Below are 25,467 nucleotides of genomic sequence, written 5' to 3'. Positions count from 1 at the left end.
CTCCCGGTCACGTCCTCGGTCGCCGCAGGTGCTACACCTTCGCCAGCCGTCGGCGCAGGGGAAGCGCCGACCGAGCCGGGAGCGAGGGGACGCGGTGGGACGAGCACGGGGGAACGACGACGAGGCCTGGAGCGCGCCGTGACGTGCTCCGCGCCCTCGGCCTGGGCGCGGCAGGCATCTCCGTGGGGGGGCCTGGGCCTGCTCGCCGGGTGCGCCAGCGACGACGATCCCCGGGCGACCGGCAGCCCGAGCAGCACCGCGGCGACCACCACCAGCCTGCGGGCGTCGGCGGGCTACGACCCGGACGTCCCGTACTGGGAGCAGGGCAACTTCGCCCCGGTCACCACCGAGGAGACCTTCACGGACCTCCGCGTCAAGGGATCGATCCCTGCGGCGCTGTCGGGCCTGTTCGTCCGCAACGGCTCGAACCCGCCCACCGGCAGGTCGCTGCACTGGTTCCTGGGCGACGGCATGGTCCACGGCGTGCAGCTCGGCGGCGGCAGGGCCAAGTGGTACCGCAACCGCTACGTGCGGACCCCCCCTGCAGGCGGCGGGCAAGGACCTGCTCGAGTTCGGCGGCATCCCCGGCAAGGCCAACAACCAGTCGAACGTGGCGCTGGTCCACCACGCCGGCAAGCTCCTGACCACCGGTGAGGTCGGGTGGCCGTTCGAGCTCGACCCGAGGGACCTCTCCACCAAGGGCGCCTTCGGCTACGGCGGCAAGCTCGGCCCCACCATGACCGCCCACCCGAAGATCGACCCCGACACGGGCCGGATGCACTTCTTCGGCTACGAGTTCCTGAAGCCGGGGCTGACCTACTACGCCGCCGACCCGAAGGGCGTGCTCGACACGGTCAGCCCGATCGCCGTCGACGCGGCGACGATGATCCACGACTTCGCCGTCACCGACCGGGACGCCGTGTTCTGGATCGGACCGGTGGTCTTCGGCGCCGACGCCAAGAACCCCAACCCGTCGATCCCCTTCCACTGGGACCCCTCGGGCCCGTCCCGCGTGGGGGTCATGCCGCTCGACGGCAGCGGCGCCGACATCCGCTGGGCCGACGTGCCGCTCGGGTTCGCCTTCCACGGCCTCAACGCCCACCGCGAGGGCGACGACGTGGTGGTCCACCTGCACCGCTTGGAGCAGGCCTTCGGCCCCAAGGGCGACCTGGTGCCATCACACCTCACCGAGTGGCGCATCGGCACCGGGGGCGCGCAGCTGACCGTCGCCGAGCGTCGGGTCACCGACCGCGAGATGGACCTGCCGACCATCGACCGCCGCCACCTCGGCCGGGCCAACCGCCACGGCTGGTTCGCCACCACCACCAGCGTCGACGCCGAGCACGGCTTCGAGCTGAAGGGCATCTGCCACCTCGACCTGCAGACCGGCGAAGAGGACGTGTGGGACCCGGGCCCGGACCGCCGGTCGGGCGAGGGCTTCTTCGTGCCCACGGGCGACGACGAGGGTGACGGGTTCGTCCTCACCTACATCTGGGACCGCCGGACCGACCGGTCGTCGCTGGGCATCTTCGACGCCCAGGCCATGCGGCGGGGCCCCGTGGCCGAGGTGGAGCTACCGGTCCGGGTGCCGTTCGGGTTCCATGGCCTCTGGGTGGACGACGCCGACCTCTAGCGACAGCAGGTGGGCCACCCGCTCGGCCCCCTGGATCGTCAGGTCGAACTCCTCGGCGAGGTCGGCCACCGAGACCGGCCCCACCGTGGCGCGCCGGACGAGGAAGGCCCGCACCTCCGCGGGCGGGGCGAGGCGCCGCAGGGCGACCCGCCACACCCGGTCCTCCTCGAGCTGCATGGTGGCGGCGGTGGCGAGGGGCCACCCGATGCCCCGTTCGACGTGGACGAGCTCGTGGGCCAGGACCTCCCGCCGCTCACGGCGGCCCAACGTCTCCTCGAGGAGGATCTCGTCCCGGCCGCCGGTGCGGGTCCAGAGCCCCCGGGGGCCTCCGAGCGCGGCGAACCACAGGTCGACGTCCATCGCCCGGAGGGCGCGCCAGGGGTTCCATGCCGCCATCGGCAGATGATGGCAGCCCCCTCTGACAGGGAAGGGGCGACGACCGCTATCGGGAGGGGCGAGGTCGCCGCGCGCCGGCGTCGCCGGCCGGCGCCGCCTCGGTGCCGCCGTCCGCCGCCCGCAGGTCGGCGCGGGGCTCCACGGATCGGAGCGTCCCGTCGGCGTCGAGCTGGACGGCGACGGCGGCGCGGTCCCAGAGGAGGTCGATGGGGTGCACGCCGAGCTGGTCGCTGATGCGCTCGACGGTGCGCAGCGTGAGGTTCCGCTCCCCGCGCTCCACGGCCCCCACGAAGGTGCGGTGCCAGCCGACCGACTCGCCGAAGGTCTCCTGCGAGAGGCCCTGGGCCTTCCGCACGCGGCGGATGTTGGCGCCGACGACGCGCTGCATGGTCCCTTCCATCTGCGCCCAAGATCCCAGGATGCGACTGATCGGTCGACAGACCGATCAGTAGCGGAACCCTCGCTCCCCCCGTCGACCAGCCCGTTCGACGCCCGGCCTCCCGGGTCGCCGTGAGCCTAGGTCGGGACCACCCCTCTGACGACCCGTCAGAGGGGGTCCGCGCCGTTTCTTGTGGCGGAGTCGTGCAGGGGTAGCGTCGGCGGCGATGGCTACGACAACAGTTGCCCGGGGCAAGGCTGCGGCCGGCTCCACCAAGGCAAAGCGCAAGGCCCCCTTCCCCGTCGAGTTCTACCGGTCCGCCCTTGGCAAGAAGTACGTCATGGCGATCACCGGGATCATGCTCATGGGCTTCGTGTTCGCCCACATGGTGGGCAACCTGAAGATGTACCTGGGCGCCGAGGACTTCAACCACTACGGGGAGTTCCTCCGGGAGCTGATCGTGCCGATCCTCCCGCGCACCGTGGCCCTGTGGCTCCTGCGCCTGGGCCTGATCGGGGCCTTCGGGCTGCACATCCACTCGGCGTACTCGCTGACCCGGATGAACCACGCCGCCCGCACCGTGAAGTACCAGTCGAAGCGCGACTACATCGCCGCCAACTTCGCCAGCCGCACCATGCGCTGGACCGGCGTCATCTTCGGCCTCTTCCTGATCTGGCACCTGTTCGACCTGAGCTGGACCGGCACCGGCGCCACCTACGTGCGCGGCGAGGCCTACCAGAACGTCGACCACAGCCTCAGCCGCTTCCCGGTGGCCGGGCTCTACATCGTGGCCAACCTGGCCCTGGGCATCCACCTCTTCCACGGGGCCTGGAGCCTGTTCCAGTCGATGGGCTGGAACAACCCGCGGTTCAACGCCATGCGACGCAACTTCGCCGCCGGCTTCGCCGCCATCATCGTCATCGGCAACGTGTCGTTCCCCATCGCCGTGCTCGCCGGCATCGTCGGGAACTGAGGGACCACCATGGAGCTCAACTCGAAGATCCCCGACGGCCCCATCGCCGAGAAGTGGACGAACTACAAGTTCGACCGCAAGCTGGTGAACCCGGCCAACCGCCGCAAGTACGACATCATCGTCGTGGGCACCGGCCTCGCCGGCGGGGCGGCCGCCGCCACCCTCGGCGAGCAGGGCTACAACGTGAAGGCCTTCACCTTCCACGACTCCCCTCGCCGGGCCCACTCCATCGCCGCCCAAGGCGGCATCAACGCCGCCAAGAACTACAAGGGCGACGGCGACTCGGTGTACCGCCTCTTCTACGACACCGTGAAGGGCGGCGACTTCCGGTCCCGTGAGGCCAACGTCTACCGCCTGGCCGAGGAGTCGGTCCGCATCATCGACCAGATGACCGCCCAGGGCGTGCCCTTCGCCCGGGAGTACGGCGGCCTGCTCGACAACCGCTCCTTCGGCGGCGCCCAGGTGTCGCGCACCTTCTACGCCCGGGGCCAGACCGGCCAGCAGCTGCTGCTCGGCGTCTACTCCCAGCTGGCCCGCCAGATCGGGCTCGGCAACGTCGAGCTGCACAACCGCACCGAGCTCATCGACGTCGTGGTGGTCGACGGCAAGGCCGCCGGCATCGTGGTCCGGGACCTGCTCACCGGCGAGGTCACCAGCCACTCGGCCCACGCCGTGGTGCTGGCCACCGGCGGCTACTCCAACGCCTTCTTCCTCTCCACCAACGCCATGGCGTGCAACGCCTCGGCTGCGTGGCGGGCCCACCGGCGCGGCGCCGCCTTCGCCAACCCCTGCTACACCCAGATCCACCCCACGTGCATCCCGCAGAGCGACGACTTCCAGTCGAAGCTCACGCTGATGTCGGAGTCGTTGCGCAACGACGGCCGGATCTGGTGCCCGAAGAGCCCCGACGAGACCCGCTCCCCCGAGCTGATCCCCGAGGAGGACCGGGACTACTACCTGGAGCGGCGCTATCCGAGCTTCGGCAACCTCGCCCCGCGAGACATCGCCAGCCGGGCCGCCAAGGTCGTGGTCGACGAGGGCAAGGGCGTCGGCCCGCTCAAGAACGGCGTGTACCTCGACTTCGCCGACGCCATCGCCCGGCTCGGCGAGGACACCATCCGCGAGCGCTACGGCAACCTCTTCGAGATGTACGAGCGCATCACCGACGAGTCGCCGTACAAGGTGCCCATGCGCATCTACCCCGCGGTCCACTACACGATGGGCGGGCTGTGGGTGGACTACGAGCTCATGACCACCGTGCCCGGGCTCTACGCCGCCGGCGAGGCCAACTTCTCCGACCACGGCGCCAACCGCCTCGGCGCCTCGGCGCTGATGCAGGGCCTGGCCGACGGGTACTTCGTGCTGCCCAACACCATCAGCAACTACCTCGCCCCGCAGCTCGGCACCACGCCGGTCCCCACCGACCACCCCGAGTTCCAGGCGGCCGAGCAGGCGGCGCGGGACCGCTTCGCCGGGTACCTCGCCATCGGCGGCACCCGCTCCCCGGACTCCTTCCACCAGGAGCTCGGCAAGATCATGTGGGACCACTGCGGCATGGAGCGCACCAAGGAGAGCCTGCAGGAGGCGCTCCGCCTCATCCCGATCCTGCACGAGCAGTTCAAGACCGACCTGCGCGTCACCGGCACCGGCGAGAGCACGAACCAGACCCTGGAGAAGGCCGGGCGCATCGACGACTTCTTCGAGCTCGCCCAGGTCATGTGCCTCGACGCGCTCACCCGCGAGGAGTCCTGCGGCGGCCACTTCCGGGCCGAGCACCAGACCGACGAGGGCGAGGCCGAGCGCGACGACGACCACTTCGCCCACGTGGCCGCCTGGGAGTGGACCGGCGACCCCGGCGCCCCCAACCGCCACACCGAACCGCTCGAGTTCGACAACGTCCACCTCGCCGTCCGGAGCTACAAGTGAACGAGCTGAACCTGACCCTGAAGATCTGGCGCCAGGCCGGCCCCGACGCCCCTGGCTCCTTCGACACCATCGCCGCCCCCGGGATCAACGACGAGATGTCGTTCCTGGAGATGCTCGACGTCGTCAACGAGCGGCTCATCAACGAGGGCAAGGAAGCCGTGGTGTTCGACCACGACTGCCGCGAGGGCATCTGCGGCACCTGCTCGCTGATGATCAACGGCCAGGCCCACGGCCCGCAGAAGGGCACGGCCACCTGCCAGCTCCACATGCGCAAGTTCCACGACGGCCAGGAGATCGTGATCGAGCCCTGGCGGGCCACCGCGTTCCCGATCGTCAAGGACCTCATGGTCGACCGGTCGGCCTTCGACCGCATCGTCGAGTCCGGTGGCTACATCACCGCCGAGACCGGCGGCGCCTCCGACGCCAACCTCACCCCCATCCCCAAGCCGGTGGCCGACGCCGCCATGGACGCCGCGGCCTGCATCGGCTGCGGCGCCTGCGTGGCGGCCTGCCCCAACTCGGCGGCCAACCTGTTCACCGCCGCCAAGGTGGGCCACCTCAACCTGCTGCCCCAGGGCCAGGCCGAGCGCTTCAGCCGGGTGGAGGCCATGGTCGACACCATGGAGGAGTTCTTCGGCTCCTGCACCAACCACGGCGAGTGCCAGGAGGCGTGCCCGAAGGAGATCTCCATCGACTTCATCGCCCTGATGAACAAGGACTACCTGAAGTCGAAGTTCAAGAACCGCAAGACCCTCAGCCGCGGCTGAGGGCCGGGCACCCGCCCACCACGAACGGCTCCCCGGTGCCCGGCCTCGGCCGGGCACCGGCGCGCTCGGGCTCAGTCCCCGGCGCGCTCCTCGGCTTGGCCCAGGAGGCGTTCGGCGAAGATGCCGACCTGCTCGTTGACGGTGCGGATGGTGTCGTAGATCGCGCCGATGCTGCGACCGGCGAGGTCCTGGGCGGTCTCGGCCGGGCCGGCGAGGGCGTCGATGCCCTTGAGGGCCTCGAGCGGAGCCGCCGCCACCGCCTGGTGGATCTCCTCGACGGAGGTGGCGCCCTCGTCGATGGCCTCCTCCACCATGGCCTGGATGCGCTTCGGGTCGAGCTGGGCCATGGCGGCCTCCCGGGGTCGTCGGTGCTCGCGAACCTACCGCCGGGGCGGGACCGGGTGGTCGGTAGGGTCGGCACGGATGGAACTGATCCTCGTGCGACACGGCCAACCCGCCTGGGCCACCCCGGAGGGCAAGGGCCGCAACGACCCCGGCCTGACCGACCTCGGCCACGCCCAGGCCGCCCGGGTGGGCGAACGATTGGCCGACACCGAGGACCTCCCGGGCCGGGGCGACGTCGACCGGCTCTTCGTGTCGCCAGCCGTCCGGGCCCAGGAGACGGCGGCCCCGATCGCCGCCACCCTCGACCTGCCGATCGAGACCCACGAGTGGCTGTGGGAGCTGCGCAACCCGCCGGCCTGGGAGGGCGCGCCCATCGAGGAGATCGAGCAGCGCTTCGCCGACCTCCAGCGCCAGGGCCGCGAGGCCTGGTGGGAGGGCCACGAGGGCGGCGAGTCGCTCCGCGACTTCCACCAGCGGGTGACCACCGGCCTGCGTGGCCTGCTGGCCGACCTGGGCGTGACGCCGGCCGCCGAGCCCGGGCTCTGGGACCTGGCGCCGCCGGCCGACGGCCCCGCTGCCGACCGCATCGTGGCCGTGGCCCACGGCGGCACCAACTCCACGATCATCGCCCACCTGCTCGGCGCCGCCCCCGAGCCGTGGGAGTGGGACCGGTTCAGCATGGGCCACGCCTCGGTGGCGCTGCTCACCACCACGCCCATGGCCGGCGCCCACATCTGGTCGCTGCGCGCCCTCGGCGACGCCAACCACCTGCCGGTGCCCGACCGCACCTTCTGAACCGCCCACCGAGGTGACGGTACGGTCGGCGCCCATGGGGACCACGAGGACGGTGCGGAAGCTGGCGGCGGTGGTGGCGGTGGCCGCCCTCGGGTTGGGCGCGTGCTCGTCGGACGGCAGCGACGGCGCCCGCTCGCGATCGGCCACCACCGCGGCCGACGGTGCCGCGACGACCTCCACGACCGACGCCGGCGGGGGCGGGGACCGGGCCGACGGGACCGACGGGACCACGCTCGAGCGCTACGCCGACTACCGGTCGAAGAGCTACGACGACCCGGCGCACTGGCTGTGCCGGCCCGACGCCACCGACGGCGCGTGCGACGGCGACCTCGACACCACCATCATCCAGGCCGACGGCACGACGTCGGTCGAGCGGTTCACCGCCGACCCGGACGCCCCCATCGACTGCTTCTACGTGTACCCGACCATCTCGCGCGACGAGACGCCCTTCAGCGACTGGGACGCCTCACCGGACGAGGAGGGCTACGTCACCCAGCAGCAGGCCGCCCGGCTCGGGTCGGTCTGCCGGGTGTTCGCCCCCGTCTACCGCCAGGCGACCCTGCCCTCGTTGCTGGGACGGCTGAGCGGCAAGCCGCTCGAGGGGCCGAAGGCCGACCCGTTCGCCGACGTGCTCGACGCCTTCCGGACCTACCTGGCCGAGGACAACCACGGCCGGGGCTTCGTGCTGCTCGGCCACTCCCAGGGCGCCGGCCTGCTCGACCAGCTGATCCGCACCGAGGTCGACCCGCACGAGGACGTGCGGGGCGAGCTGGTGGGCGCCTACCTGGCGGGCACCGCCGTCGGCGTCCCGGCCGGCAAGGCGGTGGGCGGCGACTTCCAGCACGTGCCGCTGTGCTCCTCGGCCTCGCCCACGGGGTGCGTGACCACCTGGTCGTCGTTCCGATCGACCGCCCCACCCCCGGCCAGCGCGTACTTCGGCAAGCCCCGCGGCGGCGGCGAGGGCCTGGTGGCCGGGTGCGTGAGCCCGGCCGACGGCGACGACCTCCACGCCTACCTCCCGGCCGACACCACGGTGTCGATCCTGGGCTCGCTGGGCGGCGGCAAGCAGGGTCCCTGGCTCCCCGGCGCCGCCGGCGACGCGATCACCACCCCCTTCGTCTCGGTGCCCGGACTGGTCAGCGGACGCTGCACCGAGCGCGACGGCTTCCGCTACCTGGAGGTCACGGTCCACGGCGACCCCGCCGATCCTCGGGCCGACGACATCGGCGGCGACCTCACCCCCGAGTGGGGCCTCCACCTCGTCGACGTCTCGCTCACCATGGGCGACATCGTCGACCGCGTGCGCGAGCAGGCTGCCGCCCACCGCTGAACGGCCGCTCGGCTCGAGCGCGCCGTTGCCGGCGGCGAGGCCCCAGCCCCGCTGGGGCCTCGGTAGCCTCCCGGCCATGTGCGACACCCTCGTCAGCCTCACCGACGACGGCGTGCTCTTCGCCAAGAACAGCGACCGCGACCCCAACGAGGCCCAGGTCCTGCGCTGGCACGCCGCCGCCGACCACGTCCCCGGGGCCGAGGTGGCGTGCACCTGGATCTCGATCCCCCAGGTCGCCCGCACCCACGCCGTCGCACTGTCCCAGCCGTGGTGGATGTGGGGCGCCGAGATGGGGGCCAACGAGCACGGCGTGGTGATCGGCAACGAGGCGGTGTTCACCAAGCGGCCCAAGGGCGAGACCGCGCTGCTCGGCATGGACCTGGTGCGGCTCGCGCTCGAGCGAGCCACCACCGCCGCCGAGGCCGTGCAGGTCGTGGTGGAGCTGCTGGAGCGCCACGGCCAGGGCGGGGCGTGCAGCCACGAGCGGCCCGGGTTCACGTACCACAACAGCTTCCTGGTGGCCGACCCCGAGGGGGCCATCGTGCTGGAGACCGCCGACGTGCACTGGGCCACCGAGGAGGTCCGCGGCCCCGGCCGCTCGATCTCCAACGGGCTGACGATCGCCGGCTTCGCCGAGGCCCACGCCGACCGGCTCAAGGGCCGGGTGGCGTCCTGCTCCCTGCGCCGCGCGCACCGAGGCGTCGGCCGCCCGGTCGACCACGCCGGCCGACCTCTTCGCCGCCCTCCGCGACCACGGCGACGACCCCTCGCCACGCTGGTCGCCCCTCAACGGCGCCCTCGGCGCGCCCTGCGCCCACGCCGGCGGCAAGGTCACGTCCACCCAGACCACGTCGTCCTGGGTGGCCGACCTCCGGGCCGACCCCCTGCACTGGGTGACCGCGACCGCCGCTCCCTGCACGTCGCTGTTCAAGCCGGTGCGCGTCGGCCAGCCCACCGACCTCGGCCCCGATCCCACCAACCACGCCGACCCCGACAGCGCGTGGTGGCGCCACGAGCGCCTGCACCGCCTGAGCCTCCGGGACCACGCCGCGGCCACCGCCCGCTACGCCGCCGGCCGGGACCGCACCCAGGCCGCCTGGCTGGCTGCGCCGCCCACCACCGCCGAGGCCTTCGCCGCCGCCGACGAGCTCGAGCAGGCGTGGCTGGACGACCTGGTGCACGCCGGGCTCCCCGACCGACGGCCCCGCTGGCTGCGCTCGCTGTGGTCGGGCCTCGACGATGCCGCCGGCCTGGCGGTGGACCCCGAGCCGTCGGCCCAGGCCGGATCGACCGCGGCGGTGGCCTCGTGAGCGGCTCGGGCGTGATCGTGGTCGGCGCCGGGCTCAGCGGCCTGAGCGCCGCCCGCCACCTGGCCGCCGCCGGGATCGACGTCACGGTGCTGGAGGCGCGCGACCGGGTGGGCGGTCGCACCGAGGGCGGCCTCACCGCCGACGGCACGCCCGTCGAGCTGGGGGGCCAGTGGGTCGGGCCCACCCAGAACCGCATGTACGAGCTCATCGCCGAGCTGGGGCTCGAGACGTTCCCCACCTGGAACGAGGGCGCCACGCTCATCCAGCTGGGCGGCAGCACCTCCCGCATGAAGTCGCACAAGGGCGCGGTGCCCAAGCTGAACCCCTTCGCGCTGGCCGACCTGGCCCAGGGCATGGCCCGCTTCACCAAGGCGGCGTCGAAGATCTCGCTCACCGAGCCGTGGAAGGCCGACCGCGCCCACGACCTCGACGGCCAGACGTTCGAGACGTGGATCCGCCGCAACCTCCGCACCACCACCGGCCGCTCGTACTTCCGGGTGGCGTGCGAAGCCGTGTTCTCCGCCGAGTCCACCGACCTCTCGGCGCTGCACGCCCTCTTCTACGCCCACTCCGGCACCGACCTCGAGACCCTCCTCGCCGTCGACCGGGGCGCCCAGCAGGACCGCGTCGTCGGCGGCTCGATCCGCATCAGCGAGGCCATGGCCGACGGCCTGGGCGACCAGGTGCGGCTGTCGTCGCCGGTGCGGCGCATCGACCACGACGCACACGGCGTGCGGGTGAGCACCCGGGGCGGCGAGGTGCACGAGGCATCCCACGTGATCGTGACCCTGCCGCCCACGCTGGCCGGGCGCATCGAGTACGGACCGGCGCTGCCCTCGTGGCGCGACCAGCTCACCCAACGGCTCCCCGCCGGCTCGGTCATCAAGCTCTACGCCGTCTACCCCGAGCCCTTCTGGCGCGCCGACGGGCTCAACGGCCAGGCAGCCTCGGACCAGGGCCCGATCAAGGTCACCTTCGACAACTCGCCGCCGTCGGGAACGCCGGGCGTGCTCATGGGGTTCATGGAGGCGAACGACGGCCGGCGGTTCGCCCGCCTTCCCCTCGCCGAACGGCGCCAGGCGGCGATCGACTGCTTCGTGCGCTACTTCGGCCCGCAGGCCGCCGAGCCGCTGGAGTACCTCGAGCGGGACTGGATGGGCGAGGAGTTCAGCCGGGGCTGCTACGGCGCCCACTTCACGCCGGGGGTCTGGACCGCCTACGGCGACGCCCTCCGAGCGCCGGTGGGCCGCCTGCACTGGGCCGGGGCCGAGTGCTCACCGGTGTGGAACGGCTACATGGAGGGCGCCGTGCGCTCCGGCGAAGCCACCGCCGCCGACGTGGTGACGCTCCTGGCCTGATCGCTCGGGCCTGCGGACCGGCTCGCCGGCCGCCGGGATCGCTGGACGCCGTCGGTGCCGCCGCCCGGCCGAGGCGACGGCACCGAACGACCCGGGGTCAGGCCGCCGATCGACGGCGACGCCGCGTGGCGAGCAGGACCGCACCGCCCGCCAGCGACAGCCCGCCACCGGCCAGGATCTGGTGGTCCAGGTCGGCACCCGTGCGGGGCAGCGCCCCTGCGCCACCCGACCCGCTGCCGGAGCCCGAGCCGTTGCCGGCCCCGTTCCCCTTGACCACCGGATCTTCGATGAGCACCGACGGGCCGGTGGGCCCGGTCGAGCCGGTTGCGCCCGTGGAGCCGGTCGGCCCCGTCGCACCCGTGGAGCCCGTCGGCCCCGTGGAGCCCGTCGGACCGGTGGAGCCCGTCGGACCGGTCGGACCCGTCGCACCCGTGGCACCGGTCGGACCCGTCGGGCCGGTCGCACCGGTCGGGCCCGTGGCACCCGTCGGGCCCGTGGCACCCGTCGGACCCGTCGCACCCGTCGGGCCCGTGGCACCCGTCGAACCGGTGGCACCCGTCGCACCCGTCGCACCCGTCGGACCCGTCGGACCCGTCGCACCCGTCGGACCGGTGGCACCCGTCGGGCCCGTGGCACCCGTCGGACCCGTCGCACCCGTCGGACCCGTCGGACCCGTGGCGCCGGTCGGACCCGTCGCACCCGTCGGACCGGTCGGACCCGTCGCACCCGTCGGACCCGTGGCACCCGTCGGACCCGTCGGGCCGGTCGCACCCGTCGGACCGGTCGGCCCCGTGGCGCCGGTCGGGCCCGACTCACCGGTCGCACCCGTGGGACCCGTCTCACCGGTCGGCCCCGTCGCCCCGGTGGCACCCGTCGCACCCGTCGGACCCGTGGCGCCGGTCGGACCCGTCGCACCGGTGGCACCCGTGGGACCCGTCTCACCGGTCGGCCCCGTCGCCCCGGTGGAGCCCGTCGCACCGGTCGCTCCGGTCGGCCCCGTTGCCCCGGTGGCGCCCGTCGCCCCCGTGGCACCCGTGGCACCCGTGGGACCCGTCTCACCGGTCGGCCCCGTTGCCCCGGTGGCACCCGTCGCACCCGTGGAGCCCGTGGCACCCGTGGCCCCGGTCGCTCCGGTCGGCCCCGTTGCCCCGGTGGCGCCCGTGGCACCCGTCGCCCCGGTGGCGCCCGTCGCTCCCGTGGGGCCGGTGGCGCCCGTGGGGCCGCTCGGGCCGGAGGGCTCGGCGGGGCAGGCCGGGTTGTCGACCACCAGCACGCTGGCGCCGGCCTCGTCGGCCGACTCCGGCCCGGTCCGGACCTCGTCCTGCGCCGAGGCGCTGTTGAAGAGCACGGACCCGGTGCGGGCCGTGCACGGCACGGCCACCACGTAGGTCACGGTGATCGACTGGCCGGCAGCCAGGCCACCGGTGCACCCGACCACGGTGGTGCCGGTGCAACCCGCCGGCGTCCCGCCGATGGTGGTGCTCGAGAGGGTGAAGCCGGCCGGCAGGCTCTGCAGGCCGGTGTCGACGATGGTCGGCAGGCCGCCGGGGGCGATCGGGTCCGCCGCGGTCAACGTCACGGTCCACGTCAGCGAGCCACCCCGCTGGACCGTCGTGCTGCCGGCCACCTTCGCCAGGCCGGTGTCGGCCAGCACGCAGACCTGCTGGGCCGAGGACGCGTTGGGCAGAGCATCGCCGCCGGCCGGCGCCGACGGGCGCTGCGCGTCGATGCTGGCCGTGTTCGGGTAGCAGGTGCCCGAGGCCGTGCCTGCCGGCACGGTGTAGTTGACGGGCACCGAGACGCTGGCGCCCGAGGCGATGTTGAAGCAGGTGACCGGGAACCCGCCACCGGTCGACCGGCAGTTGCTGGGCAGCGCGCCCAGGGAGGCGCCGGCGGGGACCATGGAGTCGGTGATCACCACGGTGTCGCGATCGGCGGGCACGCCGGCGGGCGCCGCCGCGGTGTTGGCGGACATGGCGTCCGGACCGGAGTTGGTCACCACGAGGGTCCAGGTCACGACGTCGCCGGCCGACACCGCGGTCCGAGCGGGGGTCTTGGTGATCCCGAGGTCGTAGGCGCACGGGAACCAGGTGATGGTCGCGCCGACGTTGGCGTCGAACCCGGCACCGTTGGCCAGGGCGTCGATCTGGTGGTTGACCGTCGAGGCGACCTCTTGCCGGTTGCCGAGCAGGACGCTGGCGTCGACGTAGGACGAGCCGCCGCCACCACCACCGCCGACGTCGGGGTTGCCGTCGGCGAGGTCGTCCTCGCCGCCACCGCCGCCGCCACCGCCGGCGTAGCCGGCCCCACCGCCACCGCCGCCACCGCCGGCTCCCACGGCGAAGAACTCGTCCTCGCCGTCGCCGCCGGTCCCGCCCGTCCGGCCCGAGCCGGCCGACCCGCCGCTGCCACCGTTGGACGCCGCGGCGCCACCGGCCCCCACGACGCCCGTGCCGCCGCCGCCACCCGTGCCGTTGTCGCCGTCACCAGCACCGCCCGAGGCCCCCGAGGGGCTGGTGGCCTGGCCGCCGTAGCCGCCCTGGCCGTTCTGCACGCCGGTGGCGGTGGCGCGACCGGCGCTGCCGCCGCGGCCGTTGTCGGCGGTGTTGGCGGAGTCGTCGGAGTTGTTGGCGCCGCCGCCACCGCCGCCGGCGACGATGCGGGTGCTCCCGCCGACGAGGACCTCGATGGCGTCACCGCCGTCTCCGCCGGGGTTCCCGGCGCCGCGGCCGCCCGTGCCGCCGGAGGCCCGACGCACGTCGATGGCCTGGCCCGGGGTGACGGCGAAGGTGCCACGGACGATGGAGCCGGTGCCCGCCAGGCCGTCCTCGACCTGCTGGCCGTCGCCGCCGCGAGCCTCGATGCGACCCCGGCACACGCCGGCCGGGACGGTGCCGGTGGACGAGGTAGTCCCGCCGGCGCCCGGGTTCGCCGGCACGAAGCTCGAGGACCCCGGGATGCCGCTGATGGGACCGGCTTCCGCTGGCGAGGCCAGCCCCAGGCCCAAGAGCACCGTGGCGCCGGCGAGCGCCGCCACCGCTCGCCGTGGTCGGTTCGTTCGCAGCATCGAATGGCCCCTGTCGCACGCGAGCTCGGCCCGGTGCCGAGTCGTCCCAGAGAGCAGGGAGCAGATCCGCCGCCGATCATGACGGAGGTCCGGGCAGCCTTCGCACGCGAGGGGCTGGAGCGCCGTCAGCGGGCGGCACGCCGCCGGGCCCGCACCACCACGGTGAGCGCCACCACCAGGCCCGACCCCAGCACCACCGCCAGCACCGGTCCGGGCCCGTCCCCGCGCTCGGCGGTCGTCGCAGCCGGTCGGGTGACCGCGACCGCTCCGGTCGCGGCGTCGAGGACCGCGACGGTGGAGCCGACGAGCCGGAAGCGGAGCGAGCGTGGCGTCGCCACCGGCACCACCCCCACGGCGGGGGCGGCATCGCCGAGGTCCCCAGCCGCAGCGGGCAGCCCGCCGACGAAGCCGGTGAACCAGAGCACGTGCTCACCGTCGGCCAACCCCGAGCGCGGGAGGCGACAGGTCAGCGCCCGCCTCGGCGCGAGCCGCTCGACCGGTTCGAACACGCACCGGCCCACCCGCACGCCGGCACGCACGGCCACCTCGGCCGCACCGGCTGCGCTCCCCGCCCCCGTGGGCCCGTGCTCGTCGTCCGGCGCACCGGAGCCGGACCCCGGCAGCGGCAGCTCGACGGCCACCGGCCCGCCCGCCCACGGCCGGGCCCCGGCGTTGGCGATCCGGACCTCGAGCTCGTCACCGTCCACGCGCAGCGACACCCCCACCTGCACGGTGGGGCAGTCGTCGCGCGGCCGCAGCCGGCCGTCCAAGCAGGCGATCGGCGCCGCGCCGCTCGGTCCGATCGCACCGGTCGGCCCCGTCGGACCGGTCGGACCGGTGGGGACGTCGGCAGCGGCTCGGCCGCCGGCGACCCCCACCAGCAGGACGAGCGCGACGGCGAGCACCACCACCGGGAGCGATCGACCTGGCGAGCCCCCGCCCGTCGACCGGACCGCTCCCACCCGTGGCGTGGTCGTCATCCTCTTGCCTCCTCGATGATGTCGGCTGCGTCGGCCGGCTCCGGTGCACCCGACCAGCGGCCCAGGCGGCGCCCGTCGGCAGCGACCACCGCGACGCCGGACCGGTCGGCGGGCGCCAGCCCGAGCGCGGGGCCGACCCGGGCCGGGGTGCCCGACGCCGAGCGGGCGGGCACGCTCCAGCGGCTGAGCCCGAGGCGGACGCACGCCTGGGCGACGGCCGGAGGCGGCGCCGACCCGTCGGACGGATCGGCCTCGAGCACCAGGACCGAGAAGGGACGGCGACCGAAGGCGGTGGCCGCCAGCCGGTCCAGCAGCGCGAGGCAGCGGGTGCACCCCGGGCCCACCAGGACGAGGACGGTCCGCCCCTCGGGCGCCACCAGCCGGTCGAGCGTCGCGAACGAGTCGGGCCGTCGGACCTCGATCCTCGCGAGCGGCGACGAGGCCGGGACCCGTCGAGCGGAGACGGACGGCAGGCCGTGGGGGGTGCCGCAGGCCGCAAGGGTCGCGGCCACGAGGAGCGCGAGCGCACCGACGAGGGGCCGCGCGCTCGACCCCGCACCAGGGTCGGTCATGCCGGCACCTCGAGGGCTGCGGGGGCTTCGTCGGCGGCGACGCCGACCTCGCCCTCGGCGCGCCGGGCACCGGCCCGGCGGGCCCGCCCGGACCACCACCAACCCGCGACCACCGCGGCGATGGCCAGCGCGACGAGCGGCGGGGTCCAGGGCCACGGCCGGTAGCGCAGGCTCACGTGGTGGTGTCCCGGCCCGACCGGGACGGCGAGCCAGGTGGGGGCGACCGCGGCGACCGCCACCGGCTTCCCGTCGACCGTGGCCTGCCACCTCGGGTGCCAGTTGGCCTTCACCACGACCGCCCCGGCGGTCCGGAAGTGGGTGGTGGTGTCGAGCCGTCCGGCCTCCAGGTCGAGCCGGGTGCCGGTGAGGGTCCCCGGAGGGACGTCGAGGTGGTCGCGCTGGGTCGGCACCGCCGGCGACCGCCCCTCGAGGTCGAGGAGCCGGACCGCGGTGGGCGAGCCACCCTGGGCGCGCAGGACGGGTAGCAGCTCCGCGGCCAGGGCGTCGCGCCCGACGGGGAGGGCCGGGCCGAGGACGTGGGCCGTCGACACCAGGCCGTCGCCGGGGACCTCCCAGAGCTGGAGGTCCCCCCGCGCGGCGAGGAACCAGGTGCCGGCCGGTGGCTCCTGCCCCGCCCGCACGAGCAGGTAGCGGATCCCGAAGGCGTCGAGGTCGGCGACCGACCGCTCGTCGAGGTACGTCTCGAGGTCGGCGGCGAGCGCCGAGACGCGGAGCGTGAAGCCCAGGGCATCGACGGGCAGGTGGGCCAGCCAGATCGGGGCGGGCACCGAGCCGATGCGGAGGTCGCGGCCTGCCCCGTTCAGCTTGCCGGCGAAGATCCGACCCCCGCCTCGCTGCTGGGCGATGGCCACCAGCGCAGCGGCGTCGCCGCCCTCGTCGCGGTCCTGGCGCTCCTGTTGCCGCACCCAGCTGGCGTCCTCGTGGAACAGCCGGGCCGTCGACCGCACGGGGGTCGCGAGCAGCGCCAGCACGGCCACCCCCGCCGCCAGGCCCTTCGCCGGACGGCTGAGCGCCTCGGGCGGGCGCGACGCCAACCACCGCCACGCCGCCTCGACGGCGAGGCCGACCGCGAGCACGAGGCCGAGCTGGAGCGTCGCCACGTAGCGGTGGAGGAAGACCTGCGACGACCCCGGCAGGGCGGCGATGGGGAGCCGGAACGGATCGCGGCCCACGAACAGCACCGTCGACAGCCCCACCAGGGCGACGACCTCACGGCCGCCGGGCGCGCTGCGCCGCCAGGTGGCCAGTGCCACCGCCAGCCCCGCCAGCGCAGCGACGCTCAGGACCGGGATCCGGTGCGCGTCGAGCACGTCGCCGGCGAGCAGCCAGCCGCCCACCCGTCGCCAGCCGAAGGAGTCGGCGAAGCTTCCCTGCCCGTTGAACGACGAGGCGTTGCTCGCCCAGCGGTCGACCAGGAACGGCACCAGGACCCACGCCGCGGTGAGCACGGACAGCACGCCGAGCCCGGCCGCACGGGGGAGCCGGGCCCGCCACTCGCTCGGCCGGACCAGGAGCCACAGCCCCAGGGCCAGCAGCACGAACCAGGCGGTGGGCAGGTGGAACGCCACCGTCAGGCCCACGGCGAGCACGGCCCGGCCGCACCCGGCGCCGGTGCGCACCGCCCGCGCCGTCCACCCCAGCGCCAGCGGCGCCACCCACATGCCCCAGGCCTGGGACCACAGCCCGTTGCCGATCCAGAGGTAGCTGTAGGGCTCGAACCCGTACCCGGTGGCCGAGCGCGCGAGGGGCGAGCAGGCCGCAGCCGCCGCCGCGGCCAGCGGCGACAGCCCGAGGGCGCGGGCGCCGAGGTAGACGGCCACCGGCCAGGTGGCCACGAGCAGCCACAGGGCCAGGTGGGTGGCCCGCTCGGGGCCGATCACCGTGCCCGCCAGCCCGGTGAGCACGTGCGGCAGGCTCTGGTAGAGGTGGAACTGCGGGAGCCCGCCGGACAAGCGCGGGTACCAGCCGTCGGTGGGGACCTGGCCCGCTCGGAAGCGACCGGTGGCCCAGTCGACCATCGAGGCGTGGAACGACAGGTCGTTGGGCCACGACACCAGCCGCAAGAGGTGGCGCAGGGCCCACAGCTGCACGGCCACCACGACGCCCACCGCGGCCGGCCCCGGCGCCGCCACCGGCCGAGCGCGGTCGACGAGCCACCGGACGGCGCCTCGGGCCGTCACGGCCGGGCCTCGGCCGCGGCGATCACGCCCGAGGCGAGGCAGAACCGCTCACCGGCCGGGATGGCGAAGCCGACCTGCGAGGCGGTGAAGGGGACGGTCGTGACCACCCACCGACGGCGGCCCCGACCCTCCGGGCTCGCCGCGATCGGTGCTGCGGGCGCCTGCCCCGCCGCCACGAAGGACACCGCCGTCGCCGACCGGCCGGCCAGCCGCAGGTCCAGCACCCAGGCGGCCGGGAGGACGGGACGCGAGAGCGGCACCCACACCAGCGCCGGCCGGTCGCGGGCCACCCAGCACCCGCCGCGGTGGTCCACGCCGGCCTCGCCCGCAGCGGTGAAGGCGGCGTCTGGTAGGAGGTCGGCCACCGGACCGAGGCGGACCGGCACCAGCCGCCCCGATCCGTCCGGAGCGACCACCCGCGACGCCGGCCCGTAGCGCAGGTCCAACCCGCCACGGGCGACCGTGCGGGAGAGGAACAGGAACTCGCCGAACTGCGGGCCGAGCACCTCGGCCGGCACCAGCGCGTCGAGCACGGCGGTCCCCGACGGCTGATCGGCCCACGACGTGGCGAGCCGATCGCGGTACGCCCGGCTGGCCCGCGCCGGCTCGCCCGAGGTGGTGACCACCTGGCCGACGAGGCCGAGCGCCGCCACGACGCCGACCGCGAGCACCAGCCGGCGCCGGCGAGCAGGCGTGGACCGGGCTCGACGCCCGGCGGGCTGCCACCAGGCCGCCACCAGCACGGGCACCAGCCACGCCAGGTCGGCGTGGTAGCGCAGCTCGACGGCGTCGTCCCAGCCGAGCAGGGCCAGGCGAGACCAGGCCACCAGCCCGGCGCGAGCCGCGACCACGAGGGCCACGGCCACCACGGGGACGGCGAAGCCGGGGCGGAGCCGGTCGCGCAGCGCCAGGCCGGCCACGACGAGGCCGACGACGCCGGCCAACACGCTCAGCACCGGCCGGCCGAGGAGGTCGACGCGCCCGGGGGTGAGGCCCACCAGGCTCGGGAGGAACCCCCGGGCCAGGAACACCAGGGGGAAGGACGCCACGTCGGCCAGCGGGGCGCGGGGAGCGGAGCCGAGCGGCGCCGCGGCCGAAGCCCGGGCCACGACCGCGGCGAGGAGGGGCGTCGCGACCACCACCCACCCCGAGGGCCGGCCCCACGTCCGGACGAGCCGCCAGAAGAGCGGTCCCGAGCCGGTGCCCACCGCGAGCACCACCGGCACGACGAGGAACACCGCTGCGCCCTCCGAGCAGGCCAGGCCGACGCCCAGCGCCGCAGCCGCGACGGGAGCGCCCCAGCGCCGGCCGCTCCGAGCGACACCGAACCCGACCACCAGGCCCATGCCCCCGAGCACCGAGGGGTACAGGTTCAGGCCGGCCGACCACCAGCCCGACGCCGCCGCGAGCCCGGCCGAGCTCGATGCGACCACGCCGGCGGCCACCGCCGGCCACGGCCGGGCGCCGAGCGCACGGGCGGCTGCGGCGCCCAGCACCGGGATGGGCGCCGCCAGGACCGCCAGGGTGGCCACCGCCCAGCCGTGGTGGAACCCGCCGGGGCCGGCGACGAGCCCCACCATGGCGTTGGCGCCCGGTATCACGTGCCCGAACACCGGGCGCCCCAGGAACGACCACCCCCACCCGAGGTCGTGGGCGACGGTGAGGTTCCAGAAGTCGTCGTAGTAGAAGCCGCCGACGCTGGCCAGCGCAGCGGTCCAGGCGGCGCTGCCCAGCGCAGCGAGGGCCAGGGCCCACCGCGGGCCGTGCGCCGTCCGCCGCCGCCCTCGCCGGGGCGCGGCTCGGCGGGCAGCACCCGCCCGCCCGGGCCGGGGGCCGACCGCCGCGCCGTGGGGGCGCGGCGTGGGGCGCGGCGCGGCGACGGGCGCCGTCGCCTCCCCCATCCGTCCAGCCACGCCAGCAGGACCAGAGCGTGGCACCGCCATGACGCCCGCCCCGGAGATCCCACGCCCGGGGCCCGTCCGGACCGGCGCGCCACGCCCGGTCCGACGAGGTGTGCCATCTTGCACACGTCTGTCCCCTCGTAGTAGCGAATGGGCCGTCTCCGGGCCGTTCGCGCCCGGTCCGGCCCGTCTGGGGCCGTCCTCGGCCCGCCTCGGAGATGCTCAGCCCCACCCCGACCCGCGAAGGATCCACGGTGCACCTGCTCGCAGCCGAAGGCGGCTACCAGCTCTTCACGCTCGGAGGGACCGACAAGGCCCTCCTCTACATCAGCCTGCTCATCGCCGTGGCCGGCCTCGGCGTCAGCTACTTCCTGATGTCCGACGTGCTCAAGGCCGACGACGGCACGCCCGCCATGAAGAAGATCGCCACCGCGATCCAAGAGGGCGCCATGGCCTACATCACGCGGCAGTTCCGCACGATCGGCATGATCGTGGTGCCCCTGGCGGTCGTGGTGTTCGCCACCTCGGCCAAGATCGAGAAGTCGCCGGGCGACATCGCGCTGAGCTTCGCCGAGTCCGGCCTCTTCCGCACCCTGGCGTTCCTGCTCGGCGGCCTCGCCTCGGGCTCCATCGGCTTCCTGGGCATGTGGCTCGCCACCCGCGGCAACATCCGCACCACGGCGGCGGCCACCAAGAGCGACTTCCCCGGCGCCCTCAAGGTCGCCATCCGCACCGGCGGCTCGGTCGGCCTGGCCACCGCCGGCCTGGGCCTGCTCGGCTCCACGCTGATCATCCTCATCTTCCAGAACACCAGCTCCGCCATCCTCGTCGGCTTCGGCTTCGGCGGCTCGCTGCTGGCCCTCTTCCTGCGGGTCGGCGGCGGCATCTTCACCAAGGCCGCCGACGTCGGCGCCGACCTCGTCGGCAAGGTCGAGGCCGGCATCCCCGAGGACGACCCCCGCAACCCGGCCACCATCGCCGACAACGTGGGCGACAACGTCGGCGACTGCGCCGGCATGGCCTCGGACCTCTTCGAGAGCTTCGGCGTGACCCTGGTCGCCTCGATCATCCTGGGCGTCAGCGCCTTCACCGCCATCGGCGTCGGGCCCGACCAGGCCGCCCGCGGCCTCGTCTTCCCGGTGGCCGTCATGGCCTTCGGCCTCGTGTCCTCGGCCATCGGCATCTTCATGGTCAAGGCCGGCCCCACCGACGACGACGCCCTCAAGTGCATCAACCGGGGCATCAGCGTGGCGCAGGTCATCTCCCTCATCGGTGCCGCTGCCCTGGCCTTCCTCTACGTCGGCACGCCCGACGCCGCCGACGGCGGCAAGCTCCTCGTGAGCAGCCCCGGCGCCCGCATGTTCGGCGCCGTGCTGGTGGGCGTGGCCCTCGGCTTCGCCGCCTCGAAGATCACCGCCTACTACACCGCCACCACCGAGAAGCCGGTGCAGGACATCGCCCGGGCCACCCGGACCGGTCCGGCCACCACCGTGCTGGAGGGCATGAGCCTCGGCCTCGAGTCGGCCGTGTTCGCCCTCATCGCCGTGGCCGTGGCCATCGGCGGCGCCATCGCCCTCGGCGGCGGCTCCTTCAAGTTCAGCGTCTACCTGGTGGCCCTCGCCGGCATCGGCATGCTCTCCACCACCGGCATCATCGTGGCCGAGGACACCTTCGGCCCCGTGGCCGACAACGCCGCCGGCATCGCCGAGATGTCGGGCGACTTCGAGGGCGAGCCGGAGCGGATCATGGTGGCGCTCGACGCAGTGGGCAACACCACCAAGGCCGTCACCAAGGGCTTCGCCATCGGCTCGGCGGTCATCGCCGCCGTGGCCCTGTTCGCCTCCTACGGCGAGACCATCATCGAGCAGCTCGGCCTCGACGCCGGCGACAACTCGTTCCCGATCAACGTGGCCGACCCCAAGGTCTTCATCGGCCTCCTGGTCGGCGGCTCCATCGCCTTCATCTTCTCCTCCCTCGCCATCCGCGCCGTGTCCCGCACCGCCGGCGTGGTGGTCCAGGAGGTCCGTCGCCAGTTCGCCGACGGCAAGATCATGAGCGGCGAGAAGGAGCCCGACTACGGCCCCGCCATCGACATCTGCACCACCGCCTCGCTCCGCGAGCTGGCCACCCCGGCCATCATCGCCGTGCTGGCCCCGGTGATCATCGGCTTCGGCCTCGGCCCCATCTCGCTGGGCGCCTTCCTGGCCAGCGTCATCGTGGTCGGCCAGCTGATGGCCAACTTCCTCAGCAACGCCGGCGGCGCCTGGGACAACGCCAAGAAGTACATCGAGGACGGCGCCGAGGGTGGCAAGGGCTCCGAGAGCCACAAGGCCGCCGTCATCGGCGACACCGTCGGCGACCCCTTCAAGGACACCGCCGGCCCGGCCCTCAACCCGCTGATCAAGGTCATGAACCTGGTCTCGCTGCTGATCCTGCCGGCCATCATCAAGGTGTACGACAAGGACAAGCTGGGCGTGCTCAAGCAGTCGCCCGAAGGCATGGCCATCGTGATCGCGGTCATCGCCGCCATCGTCGTGGCCGGTGCCATCGGCTACTCGAAGAAGTCCGGCGACAAGATGGCGGCCGACGCCGCCATCTGAACCGCCACCGGGGCACCGCCCCGGACCGCGCCTCGCGAACGGCGTGCACCCTCCCCCACCGGGGCCCGGGTGCACGCCGTTCGCCGTTCCCGGGGCGAGCCGATCGGCGGGCCCACCGAGACCTGGCCCCGGCGGCGCGGCCCGCACCCGCGTGGCGCTCCGCTGCCTGGGGCCGGCTGACCCCCGCCCCCTAGTGTTCGGGCCATGTTCGCCCGGTTGTCCCTGCTCGCCGCGTCCGCACCGTGGAAGCCCGAGTTCTGGCTCGAGAAGGCCGGCGGCAGCGCCGCGTACGTGGTCACCGCCATCATCTTCGCCGAGTCCGGGCTCTTCTTCGGCTTCTTCCTGCCGGGCGACTCGCTGCTCTTCCTGAGCGGCTTCCTGACCTCGGGCGGCGCCCACGACTACGTGCAGCTCGGCCAGCCCGGCCACGCCCTCGCCCCCGTCGTCGACGGCATGCCCCACCTGTTCGTGCTGCTGCCGATGTTCTTCCTCGCCGCGGTGCTCGGTGACCAGGTGGGCTACCAGTTCGGCAAGCGGGTCGGCCCGGCGCTCTTCACCCGGGAGGACTCCCGGCTCTTCAAGCAGAGCCACGTCACCAAGGCCCACGACTTCCTGGAGAAGTACGGCCCCAAGACGGTGCTCATCGCCCGCTTCGTGCCGATCGTGCGCACCTTCGCCCCCATCGTCGCCGGCGTGGGCGGCATGAAGTACCGCACCTTCGTGATCTACAACTTCGTCGGCGCCCTGATCTGGGCCGTGGGACTGACCACCCTGGGCGCGGTGCTCGGCGAGGTCGGCTTCATCCGGGACCACATCGAGATCGCCGTGCTCGGCATCGTGTTCCTCTCGATCCTGCCGGTGCTGATCGAGCTCTACCGCTCCCGCAAGCACCAGAACCCGGGCACGCCCCTGGCCGAGGGCTTCCAGGACATCGAGGACGCCCTCACCGACGAGGGCTGACCCGCCGGACGAGCAGCCCCACGGCGGCCGCTGGCGGGCGGCGGCCGGGAGCGCTCAGCGCACCCGCAGCACGATGGCCAGGTTCCAGGAGGCCACCTCGCGAACGCCGGGGATCCGCACCAGCGGCCGGGCCCAGGACGGGTAGTAGCGCGGGAAGGCGTCGACGACGTCGACGTCGGGGCAGGCCTCGGCCCAGCGCAGCACCTCGGCGATGTGGACCGGGTGCAGGCTCTCACCGAAGCGGTTCTTGGCCGGTTGCCCGGGGTGCTTGCGGTCGAAGCGGTCGAGCGCCTTGCGGCCGCCCAGCCAGTGCCACGGCGAGGTCTCGTGGCCGCCCCACGGCGAGAGCCAGTTGGTGACGCCCACGAAGACGATGCCGCCGGGCCGGGTGACCCGGGTGAGCTCGGCCAGGAAGGCCCACGGGTTGGGCACGTGCTCGAGCACGTTGAAGGTGCACGCGGCGTCGAGGACCCCGTCGCCGATGGGCAGGTTCTGCCCGTCGCCCGCCACCGCCAGCTCGGGCACGCGGTCGTGCAGCTCGAGCTCGTCGACGTAGGCGTCCAGGGTGAACGCCGCCGCGCCCCGGGCCCGCAGGGCGGCCGCCGTGTAGCCGGGGCCGCCACCGATGTCGACGACCGTGGCGCCGGCCAGGTCGAGGTGGTCGGCCAGCAGCGACGCGGAGTCGGCCGCCAGCATCGTGTAGTAGCGGGCGGGGTCGGACTGCTCGTAGCGGAAGCCGCTGAGCAGCTTCCAGGTGCGGGCGACGTCGCGCGTGAGCGGCGGGCCGGTGGGGGCGCTCACGAGACCGCCACCGCCGGGGCCGGGCGGGGTCCGACGCCGCGGAGGCGCTCGGTCACGAAGGACACGAGCAGGTGGGCGGCGGCCGCCACGAGGATCGAGATCGGGATGCCCAGCGCCACCAGCTCGAGGTACGGCAGGTGCGCCCGGTCGCCACGGAGGCGCTGGTCGAGCTGGAACAGGACGGGGATGTGCCAGAGGTACACGTGGAAGCTCCGTTGGCCGAGCCACTGGGCCGGCGCCGAGGACAGGACGAGGTGGACGAGGCTGCGACGCCCGTCGGGGAACACGAAGGCCGCCACCAGGAAGAAGGCGGCGAGGTCGTTGCAGGCCCGACGCAGCAGGGACTGCCAGAACGGGATGGGGGCGGTGATGTTGACCGCCTCCGGTGGCAGGCGGGTGGCGATCATGAGGGCGAGGATGAGCACGGCGATGCCCACGCACCAGGCGGCGCTGAGCCGCGGCCTCCGGTTGCCCGGCACGCCCGGCGGCCGGCACACGTCGACCACGGCCAGGCCCATCCCGAGGGCGAAGGTGGTGAGGTAGGCGAAGGGCCAGGTGTAGCCGACCTTCCACTGGCCGGTGTAGAGCACGGCCACGAACAGCACGCCGAGGATGGCGTAGCCCAGCAGCAGCACCATGAGGGGCTGCTCGGGGAACCGGCCCTTGCCCACCAGGCGGCGCGACAGCCGGTCGTGCAGGGGCAGCAGCAGGTAGAAGCCCGCCTCCACCTGCAGGCACCACACGTGGATGGGGCCGGCCAGGAGGGCCGGCACGGAGTACACGTTCACCAGGAACAGCGCCGCCAGCCCGTCGAGCTTGTTGGTCCACAGCGCCAGGTGCATCACCGGGATGGCGACGGCCAACATGAGCCAGTACCCCGGCAGGATCCGGGTGGCCCGCTTCCACAGGAAGCGGCCGGCCCGCTCGGCGGGCTCCGCTGCCCGCTGGCGCCGCAGGTAGCCACGGCCCAGGAGGTAGGCCGACTGCACGAGGAAGACGTGCACGAAGGCGATGGCCGCCACCGCGAACTGTGCCGGCCACTCGACCTGGGTCATGCCGACGACCACCACGGTGTGGGCCAGGACCACGGCGATGGCGGCGACGCCCCGCAGGCCCCAGAGGCCGGATTGATCGACGGCCCGGGCCGGTGCCGCTGTCCCCGAGGTGGCCACC

The 25,467-nt window shown here is 74.2% G+C and carries 21 protein-coding genes and 1 pseudogene; 12 read left to right on the top strand and 10 right to left on the bottom strand.

What is annotated here, in order from left to right; all coding sequences use genetic code 11:
* The first annotated feature begins 138 nt into the window (after positions 1–138).
* Positions 139–654 (top strand): carotenoid oxygenase family protein, encoded by a 516-nt coding sequence (locus KSP35_RS19155; protein ID WP_216997372.1) that lies wholly within the window; start codon positions 139–141, stop codon positions 652–654.
* Positions 611–1,633, top strand: a complete 1,023-nt coding sequence (locus KSP35_RS19150) for a carotenoid oxygenase family protein (RefSeq protein ID WP_216997371.1) — start codon at positions 611–613, stop codon at positions 1,631–1,633. Before KSP35_RS19155 ends, KSP35_RS19150 begins: the two co-directional genes overlap by 44 nt.
* Here the strand turns inward: KSP35_RS19150 and KSP35_RS19145 are convergent.
* Both KSP35_RS19145 and KSP35_RS19140 read right to left on the bottom strand, forming a co-directional pair.
* Positions 1,574–2,029 (bottom strand): hypothetical protein, encoded by a 456-nt coding sequence (locus KSP35_RS19145; protein WP_216997370.1) that lies wholly within the window; start codon positions 2,027–2,029, stop codon positions 1,574–1,576. The genes KSP35_RS19150 and KSP35_RS19145 overlap by 60 nt on opposite strands.
* Before the next feature lie 46 nt (positions 2,030–2,075).
* The gene (locus KSP35_RS19140) at positions 2,076–2,417 is read right to left on the bottom strand and encodes a helix-turn-helix transcriptional regulator (RefSeq protein WP_254126855.1); all 342 of its coding nucleotides are present in this window, start codon (positions 2,415–2,417) and stop codon (positions 2,076–2,078) included.
* A gap of 217 nt (positions 2,418–2,634) precedes the next feature.
* On the opposite strand from KSP35_RS19140, the gene KSP35_RS19135 reads away from it, so the two are divergent.
* The 3 genes from KSP35_RS19135 to KSP35_RS19125 are packed head-to-tail and all read left to right on the top strand — an operon-like array spanning position 2,635 to position 6,074.
* Positions 2,635–3,381: a succinate dehydrogenase cytochrome b subunit gene (locus KSP35_RS19135; protein ID WP_216997368.1), complete on the top strand. Its 747-nt coding sequence runs from the start codon at positions 2,635–2,637 to the stop codon at positions 3,379–3,381.
* A gap of 9 nt (positions 3,382–3,390) precedes the next feature.
* On the top strand, positions 3,391–5,307 hold the full coding sequence (locus KSP35_RS19130; protein ID WP_216997367.1) for a fumarate reductase/succinate dehydrogenase flavoprotein subunit: 1,917 nt from the start codon (positions 3,391–3,393) through the stop codon (positions 5,305–5,307).
* Positions 5,308–5,312: 5 nt separating this feature from the next.
* Positions 5,313–6,074: a succinate dehydrogenase/fumarate reductase iron-sulfur subunit gene (locus KSP35_RS19125; RefSeq protein WP_371748996.1), complete on the top strand. Its 762-nt coding sequence runs from the start codon at positions 5,313–5,315 to the stop codon at positions 6,072–6,074.
* 71 nt (positions 6,075–6,145) lie between these two features.
* Here the strand turns inward: KSP35_RS19125 and KSP35_RS19120 are convergent, their stop codons facing one another.
* On the bottom strand, positions 6,146–6,421 hold the full coding sequence (locus KSP35_RS19120) for a hypothetical protein (RefSeq protein WP_216997365.1): 276 nt from the start codon (positions 6,419–6,421) through the stop codon (positions 6,146–6,148).
* A gap of 76 nt (positions 6,422–6,497) precedes the next feature.
* Between KSP35_RS19120 and KSP35_RS19115 the strand changes: the two genes are divergently transcribed.
* The 5 genes and pseudogenes from KSP35_RS19115 (at position 6,498) to KSP35_RS24815 (ending at position 11,212) form a co-directional block, all read left to right on the top strand.
* Entirely contained in the window at positions 6,498–7,214 is a 717-nt protein-coding gene (locus tag KSP35_RS19115) for a histidine phosphatase family protein (protein ID WP_216997364.1), read from the top strand.
* A gap of 34 nt (positions 7,215–7,248) precedes the next feature.
* Positions 7,249–8,544, top strand: a complete 1,296-nt coding sequence (locus KSP35_RS19110; RefSeq protein ID WP_216997363.1) for a DUF3089 domain-containing protein — start codon at positions 7,249–7,251, stop codon at positions 8,542–8,544.
* 76 nt (positions 8,545–8,620) lie between these two features.
* Positions 8,621–8,992, top strand: a pseudogene (locus KSP35_RS26185) (carcinine hydrolase/isopenicillin-N N-acyltransferase family protein); the annotation flags it as partial.
* Positions 8,993–9,404: 412 nt separating this feature from the next.
* On the top strand, positions 9,405–9,854 hold the full coding sequence (locus KSP35_RS24820) for a hypothetical protein (protein ID WP_254127308.1): 450 nt from the start codon (positions 9,405–9,407) through the stop codon (positions 9,852–9,854).
* Positions 9,851–11,212, top strand: a complete 1,362-nt coding sequence (locus KSP35_RS24815; RefSeq protein WP_305853088.1) for a flavin monoamine oxidase family protein — start codon at positions 9,851–9,853, stop codon at positions 11,210–11,212. Before KSP35_RS24820 ends, KSP35_RS24815 begins: the two co-directional genes overlap by 4 nt.
* Positions 11,213–11,309: 97 nt before the next feature.
* Here the strand turns inward: KSP35_RS24815 and KSP35_RS25320 are convergent, their stop codons facing one another.
* The 5 genes from KSP35_RS25320 to KSP35_RS19080 form a co-directional block, all read right to left on the bottom strand.
* Positions 11,310–14,279, bottom strand: a complete 2,970-nt coding sequence (locus KSP35_RS25320) for a DUF11 domain-containing protein (protein WP_216997362.1) — start codon at positions 14,277–14,279, stop codon at positions 11,310–11,312.
* A gap of 125 nt (positions 14,280–14,404) precedes the next feature.
* Positions 14,405–15,259 (bottom strand): hypothetical protein, encoded by an 855-nt coding sequence (locus KSP35_RS19095; RefSeq protein ID WP_216997361.1) that lies wholly within the window; start codon positions 15,257–15,259, stop codon positions 14,405–14,407.
* Complete coding sequence (locus KSP35_RS19090; protein ID WP_216997360.1) at positions 15,256–15,831, bottom strand: hypothetical protein; 576 nt, start codon at positions 15,829–15,831, stop codon at positions 15,256–15,258. Before KSP35_RS19090 ends, KSP35_RS19095 begins: the two co-directional genes overlap by 4 nt.
* Positions 15,828–18,032 carry a YfhO family protein gene (locus KSP35_RS19085; RefSeq protein WP_216997359.1) on the bottom strand — a complete coding sequence of 735 codons (2,205 nt, stop codon included), beginning with the start codon at positions 18,030–18,032 and terminating at the stop codon, positions 15,828–15,830. Before KSP35_RS19085 ends, KSP35_RS19090 begins: the two co-directional genes overlap by 4 nt.
* Positions 18,029–19,933 carry a hypothetical protein gene (locus KSP35_RS19080; RefSeq protein ID WP_216997358.1) on the bottom strand — a complete coding sequence of 635 codons (1,905 nt, stop codon included), beginning with the start codon at positions 19,931–19,933 and terminating at the stop codon, positions 18,029–18,031. Before KSP35_RS19080 ends, KSP35_RS19085 begins: the two co-directional genes overlap by 4 nt.
* A 254-nt stretch (positions 19,934–20,187) precedes the next feature.
* Between KSP35_RS19080 and KSP35_RS19075 the strand changes: the two genes are divergently transcribed.
* Both KSP35_RS19075 and KSP35_RS19070 read left to right on the top strand, forming a co-directional pair.
* Positions 20,188–22,533, top strand: a complete 2,346-nt coding sequence (locus tag KSP35_RS19075; protein ID WP_254126854.1) for a sodium-translocating pyrophosphatase — start codon at positions 20,188–20,190, stop codon at positions 22,531–22,533.
* Positions 22,534–22,737: 204 nt separating this feature from the next.
* Positions 22,738–23,493 carry a DedA family protein gene (locus KSP35_RS19070; protein ID WP_216997356.1) on the top strand — a complete coding sequence of 252 codons (756 nt, stop codon included), beginning with the start codon at positions 22,738–22,740 and terminating at the stop codon, positions 23,491–23,493.
* 54 nt (positions 23,494–23,547) lie between these two features.
* On the opposite strand, the gene KSP35_RS19065 is transcribed toward KSP35_RS19070, so the two are convergent.
* Positions 23,548–24,294 (bottom strand): class I SAM-dependent methyltransferase, encoded by a 747-nt coding sequence (locus KSP35_RS19065; RefSeq protein WP_216997355.1) that lies wholly within the window; start codon positions 24,292–24,294, stop codon positions 23,548–23,550.
* Positions 24,291–25,466 carry an acyltransferase gene (locus KSP35_RS19060; protein ID WP_216997354.1) on the bottom strand — a complete coding sequence of 392 codons (1,176 nt, stop codon included), beginning with the start codon at positions 25,464–25,466 and terminating at the stop codon, positions 24,291–24,293. The genes KSP35_RS19065 and KSP35_RS19060 overlap by 4 nt, the downstream gene beginning before the upstream one ends.
* Between the last annotated feature and the right edge of the window lies 1 nt (position 25,467).

The organism is Aquihabitans sp. G128 (assembly GCF_019048865.1).
In the GTDB taxonomy this organism is placed as follows: domain Bacteria; phylum Actinomycetota; class Acidimicrobiia; order Acidimicrobiales; family Iamiaceae; genus Aquihabitans.
This window is presented reverse-complemented; position numbering and strand designations above follow the sequence as displayed.

What these genes read in the sequence shown, in the direction of transcription:
- KSP35_RS19095 (WP_216997361.1), bottom strand. Translation starts at nt 15,259, where the DNA reads ATGACGACCACGCCACGGGTGGGAGCGGTCCGGTCGACGGGCGGGGGC.
- KSP35_RS19120 (WP_216997365.1), bottom strand. Translation starts at nt 6,421, where the DNA reads ATGGCCCAGCTCGACCCGAAGCGCATCCAGGCCATGGTGGAGGAGGCC.
- KSP35_RS19135 (WP_216997368.1), top strand. Translation starts at nt 2,635, where the DNA reads ATGGCTACGACAACAGTTGCCCGGGGCAAGGCTGCGGCCGGCTCCACC.
- KSP35_RS19070 (WP_216997356.1), top strand. Translation starts at nt 22,738, where the DNA reads ATGTTCGCCCGGTTGTCCCTGCTCGCCGCGTCCGCACCGTGGAAGCCC.
- KSP35_RS25320 (WP_216997362.1), bottom strand. Translation starts at nt 14,279, where the DNA reads ATGCTGCGAACGAACCGACCACGGCGAGCGGTGGCGGCGCTCGCCGGC.
- KSP35_RS19090 (WP_216997360.1), bottom strand. Translation starts at nt 15,831, where the DNA reads ATGACCGACCCTGGTGCGGGGTCGAGCGCGCGGCCCCTCGTCGGTGCG.
- KSP35_RS19140 (WP_254126855.1), bottom strand. Translation starts at nt 2,417, where the DNA reads ATGCAGCGCGTCGTCGGCGCCAACATCCGCCGCGTGCGGAAGGCCCAG.
- KSP35_RS19145 (WP_216997370.1), bottom strand. Translation starts at nt 2,029, where the DNA reads ATGGCGGCATGGAACCCCTGGCGCGCCCTCCGGGCGATGGACGTCGAC.
- KSP35_RS19080 (WP_216997358.1), bottom strand. Translation starts at nt 19,933, where the DNA reads ATGGGGGAGGCGACGGCGCCCGTCGCCGCGCCGCGCCCCACGCCGCGC.
- KSP35_RS19115 (WP_216997364.1), top strand. Translation starts at nt 6,498, where the DNA reads ATGGAACTGATCCTCGTGCGACACGGCCAACCCGCCTGGGCCACCCCG.
- KSP35_RS19130 (WP_216997367.1), top strand. Translation starts at nt 3,391, where the DNA reads ATGGAGCTCAACTCGAAGATCCCCGACGGCCCCATCGCCGAGAAGTGG.
- KSP35_RS19110 (WP_216997363.1), top strand. Translation starts at nt 7,249, where the DNA reads ATGGGGACCACGAGGACGGTGCGGAAGCTGGCGGCGGTGGTGGCGGTG.